Source organism: Rhodopseudomonas palustris (genome assembly GCF_003226555.1).
Classification (GTDB): domain Bacteria; phylum Pseudomonadota; class Alphaproteobacteria; order Rhizobiales; family Xanthobacteraceae; genus Rhodopseudomonas; species Rhodopseudomonas palustris_I.
This window is the reverse complement of record NZ_QKQS01000006.1, coordinates 461,598-467,787: the sequence shown is the minus strand read 5'-3', so window position 1 is coordinate 467,787 and position 6,190 is coordinate 461,598. Positions and strand designations below refer to the sequence as shown.

The following is a 6,190-nucleotide window of genomic DNA, read 5'->3' as shown; positions in this document are numbered from 1 at the left end:
TGGGGGGGTGGGGGGGGGGGGGCGGGGGCGTATCCGCAAGGCCGAGCGCTCCGACTCCTAGAGACGCCCCCTCACCCGGATCATCGCTACGTGCTGATCCGACCTCTCCCCGCGCGCGGGGAGAGGTTAGCACCGTGCCTTGTGCGGGCACCGTCCCTCGCTCACCCTCCGGCAGCAACTCCCGCAAACTCACCCCGAGCCGCGGCGTCGCGCGCATCAGTTTCTTGGTGTAGGGGTGCTGCGGATTGGCGAAGATGTCGGCCGCGGCCGCGGTCTCGACCACGCGGCCCTTCTCCATCACCACGACGCGATCGCAATAGGCTGCAGCCAGGCCGAGGTCGTGGGTGATCAGGATGGTCGACAGGCCGCGGCTCTTGGTCAGTTCGACGATCAGGTCCATCACCGCCTTCTGCGTGGTGACGTCGAGCCCGGTGGTCGGCTCGTCGGCGATCAGGAGTTGCGGATTGCAGGCCAGTGCCAGCGCGATCACCACGCGCTGGCACATGCCGCCGGAGAGCTGGAACGGATAGGCGTGATAGCGCTCGCGCGGCCGCGCGATCTTGACCGCCTCCAGCGCTGCGATCGCTTTCTCGCCGCGATCGGCGGAAGTCGACTGCACATGCTGGCGCAGCACGTCCTCGATCTGGTCGCCGACCTGGCGGATCGGGTTGAGCGCGGCGCGCGGGTTCTGGAAGATCATCGAAATCTCGCGGCCGCGCAGGTCGCGCATCTCGCGTTCGCTGGCAGCCTTCAGATCAATGCCGCCGAACATCACCGAGCCTTCGGCGATCCGTCCGGCGCGGTCGAGGATCCGCATCACCGCGTAGGACGTCACCGATTTGCCCGAGCCGGACTCGCCGACGATCGCCAGCGTCTCGCCTTTGCCGACGCTGATATCGACATGCTGCACCGCCTTGACGATGCCGCGTCGGGTGGCGAACTCGACCGTGAGATCGCGGACGTCGAGCAGGGGCTGGGTGGTCATCTCACGTCCTCCGCTGCGGGTCGACGAGGTCACGCAGGCCGTCGCCGAGCAGGTTGAAGCAGAATACCGAGATCATCAGCGCGGCGCCGGGAAACAGCGCGATCCACCACTCGCCGGAGATGATGTTGGTGGCGCCCTCGGCGACCATGATGCCCCATTCCGGCGTCGGCGGCTTGACGCCGAGGCCGATGAACGACAGGCCGGCGGCGTTGAGGATGGCGTAGCCCATCGTCAGCGACACTTGCACCATCATGATCGGCAGGATGTTCGGCGCGATCTGCGTCAGCAGGATGCGCATCTCGCTGTTGCCCGACAGCCGCGCCGCCTGCACGAAGCCGGCGTCGCGGCGGACATTGGCCTCGGCGCGGGCGACTCGGACATAAAGCGGGAAGTTGATGATCGCGGTGGCGATTACGATGTTGGTGACGGTGTTGCCGAGCGCCGCGACGATGCCCATCGCCAGCACGAACAGTGGGAACGCCATGATGGTGTCGGAGATCCGGCCGATGATGCGGTCGGTCCAGCCGCCGAAATAGCCCGAGGCGATGCCGGCGAAACCGCCGAGCACGAACACCAGCGCCACCGAACTCAGCGCGATCATGAAATCGAGCCGGGTTGCGACGATCACGCGGCTCAGAATGTCGCGGCCGACCAGATCGGTGCCGAACGGGTGCGCCAGCGACGGCGGTTGCAGCGTCGCCGAGGTATCCGACGCCAGTGGATCGTAGGGCGCGATATACGGGCCGATCAGCGCCATCAGGGCGATCAGAAAGAACAGCGCGAACGACAGCCCGGTGATCGGATTTTCCGCGATCACGTGGCGGGCGTGGCGCAGCATCGAGTTGTGGGGCGGGGCGGCGGCCGGCTTGCGGCCCACGAGCGGCGAGGTGGTGATGGTGCTGTCGGTCATGCTTCGAGCCTCACGCGTGGGTCGATGACGCCGTAAAGAATGTCGATCAAGAGGTTCAGCGCGATGTACAGCACCGCCATCGTCAGTACGAAGCCTTGTACCGGAGCGAAGTCCGACTGCAGCAGCGCTTCGACCGCGTAGGAACCGATCCCCGGCCAGGCGAACACCTTCTCCACCAGCACGTTGGCGCCGAGCAGAAACGAGAACACCATGCCGAGCGTGGTGATGATCGGCAGCATCGCGTTGCGGAAGGCGTAGGTGAGGATCACGGTGCGGCTGCCGAGGCCGGCGGCGCGCGCGGTGCGAATGAAATCCGAAGCCAGCACTGCGAGCATCGCGGCCCGGGTCATTCGCGCGATCGGCGCTAGCGAGAAGATGCCGAGGGTGAACGCGGGCAGGATCAACTGGCCGAGTGCGGCTCGGAAGGTCTCGAAGTCACGCGCCAGCAGGCTGTCGATCAGATAGAAGCCGGTGACGTCGGCAGGGGCGCTTGCGAACACGTCGAGACGCCCGATCGGCGCCGGCGCCCAGCCGAGTTTGAAGTACAACAGATACACCAGCAGCAGCCCGGTGAAGAACACCGGCAGTGACACGCCGGCGGTGGCGACGATCCGGCACAGATGATCGACCCAGGAGCCCTGCCGGATCGCCGCCACGATGCCGAGCGGCACCGCGATGACGATGGCGATGAACAGGCCCGCCAGCGTCAGCTCGGCGGAGGCCGGCAGCCGGCTGGTGATCTCGGTCGCCACCGGGCGGCCGGTCGACAGCGAATTGCCGAAATTGCCGTGTGCCAGATCGCCGACATAGCGCACGAACTGGTCGGGCAGGGGACGGTCGAGGCCGAGATTCTTGCGGATCTCGGCGATCGATTCCGGCGTCGCCGCGGGGCCGGCGAAGTACACCGCGGGATCCCCCGGCAGCACCCGCGTCAGCAGGAAGGTGACGATGATCACGCCGATCAGGGTCGGGATCACCAGCAGCAGGCGCTTTGCGATCATCGTCAGCATGGTGTGCGGGCTCCGCAGATCGGTCGCGAGTTGAGAGCTGCGAATGGCGGGCAGAGATTTGCGATTGGATGGATCGAACCGATGTTCGACGTGAAATGCATCCACTCGCTCCTTTGGCTGCGCCTGCTCGCCATCCGCGTCTCTCTCTTCGTCATGTCGCTATGGATGGATCCTCACGCCTTCGCCAGCGTGCGATAATCGAGCTGGCGATGGAACCAGTAGGCGTAGCCCGAGATGTTCTTCTGGGTCGCGACATTGAGCAGAGGCTGGAACAGCGGGATCCGTGGCACGTCGTGATAGGCCTTGGAGATAAAGCCTTCGACCGCCTTGGCATAAGCGTCCTTGTCGCCCGACGCAGCCGCGGTGTTGGCCGCGGCGATCATCGCGTCCATGTCTTTGTTGACGTAGCTCGGGGTGTTGAAGATCGCGTTCTGTCCCGAATAGCACCAGAAGAAGAAGTATTCCGGATAGTCGAGCCAGCCGGAGAAGAAGTTGATCATCATCGGCATCGACTTCTTGGCCATCTCGCTGCGCCAATTGGCGCCGGGCACCTTGTTGATCGTGGTCTTGATGCCGATCTGGCCGAGGCTCTCCTGCACCAGCACGGCGATCGGCTCGCAGACGCTGCCGGCGCCGAGGTCGAACGACAGCGTGGTGTCGATGCTGGAGACGCCGCTTTCGGCCATCAACGCCTTGGCCTTGGCGATGTCGGTGTTGTAGCCGGTCTTCGCCGGCCACGTGATGTCCTTGACGTCGTTGGACGGGCCGCCGAACAGCGGAATGGCGAGGCCGAACATCGCCGCTTCCATGATCTTGTCGTAGGGCAGGGCGTAGGCGATCGCCTGACGGACCTTCTCGTTGTCGAACGGCGGCTTGGCGACGTTGAGCTCGATCGAGTACATGCCGTTGCCGATCGGATTCGAGATCATCAGGAGCTTGCCCTCCTTCCTCATCTCGGAGGTATCCTTGCTGTCGACGTCGAACGAGATGTCGGCGTCACCCCGCTCCATCAGCGCGCGGCGGTTACCGCCCGACGGAATCGTGCGCCAAATGATCTTCTTCATTTTCGGCAGCGGGCCGCCGACCCAGTCGTCGTTGCGCTGGTACACCACCTCGACGCCGGGCTTCCAAGTCACCACCTTGTAGGCGCCGGAGCCCGGCGTGTTGCTCTTGGTGTAGTCGAGTGCCCAGGGATCCTTTTCCGTCGCTTTGGTCTTGAGCAGACCGGAGTTGTAGACGCCGGGCACGATGACCGCGAGGTCGGGCATCGTCAGATGGTTCTTCTTGATGAAGTCGATGCGCACGGTGTGATCGTCGACGACGACGAACTGTTCCTTGTTGATCAGCGAGCCGGCCTTCATTTGCACGGTCGGGAAGCCACCGACCGAGACAGATCGATCCAGCGACCATTTCACGTCGTTGGCGGTGACCGGCGAGCCGTCGTGGAATTTGGCGTTCTTCTTCAGCTTGAAGGTCACCGACATGTCGCCGACATTCATGTCCTCGGCGAGTTCGGGCTTCAGCTTGTCGCGGTCGTAGGACTGAGTGCCGTCCGGCAAGGTCTTGAGGTCGTGGGTGATCAGACGGTCGTAGCAGTTCCACGAAACCTCGTAGCCCGGGCGGTTGGTGCCGACGCCGTGAATGTCGAGATTGTTGGGGCCATTCTCCGTGACCAGCAGCAGCGCTTCCGAGCGAGCATCGGCCTTCGCGGCTGACCAAATGGCAGGCGCCGGCACCATTGCACCGGCGGCAAGGGCGGTAGCGGACTTCAGGAAATCGCGACGCTTCATTTGCGGCTCCAAAGCATGAGGGCGGTTTGCTGCTAGAAGTCATTAGCAATCGCCGTGCCAAGCTCTGTCGCCAGGTCAAGTAATTGATTCTATTGTTAAAATAGAATTTGAACGGCGCTTCGAGCTCGTTCTATTAAGTAGATTGCATACAAAGAAAGAAAATTGCATAATTTATGTGCAGATGTGGCTTCCTGGCTTTTCGGTGGGCAGATAGGGAAGCATCGGCCCTGTCGCAGGTCCAGCGACCATCGCGATAGCCGCCGCTTCGGGATCGTCGGCCGCGTGTGCGGCGTCCAAACGCACCGTCAAAAATAAAGGCGGCGAGGAAATCCCCGCCGCCCGACGTCTCGATGGATGACTTGAATGGATCCGCCCGAGGCGGTCAGTTCATCGTGGTGCTTTCGCTCCGCGCTGGCGCGTAGATCACCGTGTCTGTTGCCGACTTGGCTTCGATCGCAGTGGTCGGCCGTGTCAGCGGGCGATGGCTGCGATAGACCTCGAACGCGTACCAAGCGGCGACGACGACGGCGATTAGCGCGACCTGACTCGGCGGCAGGATCAGCGCCAGCGCGACCAGCGCGGTGGCGATCGTCGCGGCCTTCACCACGCTCTCGCTGTCGTGGAACATGGCGTTGAAGCGCTCCCAGTTCTCGCCCTTCCAGAACGGAGCCGAGAAACGATCAAGCGCGAACCGCGTCCAGGCGCCGGCGAAGCCGAGCTTCCGCGCCCACATCAGATACAGTGAGCCGGCGAAAGCGAGGAGGGAGACCGCGGCCCCGACGGGGCCGGCTGCGTAACCGATGACCACGACCAGCGCGGCCGTGAATGCAATGATCCAATATTGCATTGTGTGACCCTTTCGCCCGCGGTGCGGGCGCCTTTCAAATTGATTCGATGGCGGCGATAGCCAGCCCATTATGTGCTGTTTTCCACAGCCGCGCCGCAAAAATATCGCGTGTTAGTTGTTCATCCGATTAGCACTTTGGCGAAAGGGTATTGGGTTGTGGGTTGGTTGCTCGGCGCCGATCAAACGGCTGCGACAGGCAGCCGCAGCACTTGGTCAGCCGTGCGCCAAAGACAACTACCCTGGATGATAGTACCGTCGGTTTGGCTTCAGCGAGCGATGCGGCTTTCAGCTTCGGCGATCTTCGCATTGCGAATCCGTTTCGCATCGCGGCTCGCCATGAATGGCATGCCTAGCTTCCGAGCCTTCACCTGGACCGAGGAGCGGGCACGCTTCAAGGCGGCGGCGGCACGCACGGCCGATGCGCCGCTCGCAATCAATTCCTTCAACCGCTCAACCTGCTCATCGTCCCATGGCCTGCAAGCATTGCTCTTGTAGGACGTCGGCATCAGCGGCTCCTTTCGGTCTGTGGCCCGCGCGTTTGATCATATCGGTCGGCAGGCAAGTCATTCGATGTGCGCGGGCGAACGAATCGCAATGTCGCGGCGCAGGTTCTGCAATGTTGCGGCAGGGTGGCCGTCCGGTCTGGGG

Annotated in this window: 6 protein-coding genes; all 6 read right to left on the bottom strand. The window is 63.4% G+C overall.

Translation table 11 applies throughout. The features are described from left to right. Window positions 1–985, bottom strand: a 985-nt coding sequence (locus DNX69_RS26525) for an ABC transporter ATP-binding protein (RefSeq protein WP_234826836.1), incomplete at its 3' end; no start/stop codon positions are given. Between the two features lies 1 nt (window position 986). Next, window positions 987–1,823, bottom strand: coding sequence for an ABC transporter permease (locus DNX69_RS04080; protein WP_234826849.1), 837 nt, complete (start codon window positions 1,821–1,823; stop codon window positions 987–989). A 68-nt stretch (window positions 1,824–1,891) separates the two neighbouring features. Then, window positions 1,892–2,905, bottom strand: a complete 1,014-nt coding sequence (locus tag DNX69_RS04075) for an ABC transporter permease (protein ID WP_110784708.1) — start codon at window positions 2,903–2,905, stop codon at window positions 1,892–1,894. 173 nt (window positions 2,906–3,078) lie between these two features. Then, window positions 3,079–4,695, bottom strand: coding sequence for an ABC transporter substrate-binding protein (locus DNX69_RS04070; RefSeq protein WP_110784707.1), 1,617 nt, complete (start codon window positions 4,693–4,695; stop codon window positions 3,079–3,081). A gap of 382 nt (window positions 4,696–5,077) precedes the next feature. After that, window positions 5,078–5,542, bottom strand: a complete 465-nt coding sequence (locus tag DNX69_RS04065) for a hypothetical protein (RefSeq protein ID WP_110784706.1) — start codon at window positions 5,540–5,542, stop codon at window positions 5,078–5,080. Between the two features lie 266 nt (window positions 5,543–5,808). Beyond that, complete coding sequence (locus DNX69_RS04060; RefSeq protein ID WP_110784705.1) at window positions 5,809–6,048, bottom strand: hypothetical protein; 240 nt, start codon at window positions 6,046–6,048, stop codon at window positions 5,809–5,811. Window positions 6,049–6,190: the final 142 nt, after the last annotated feature.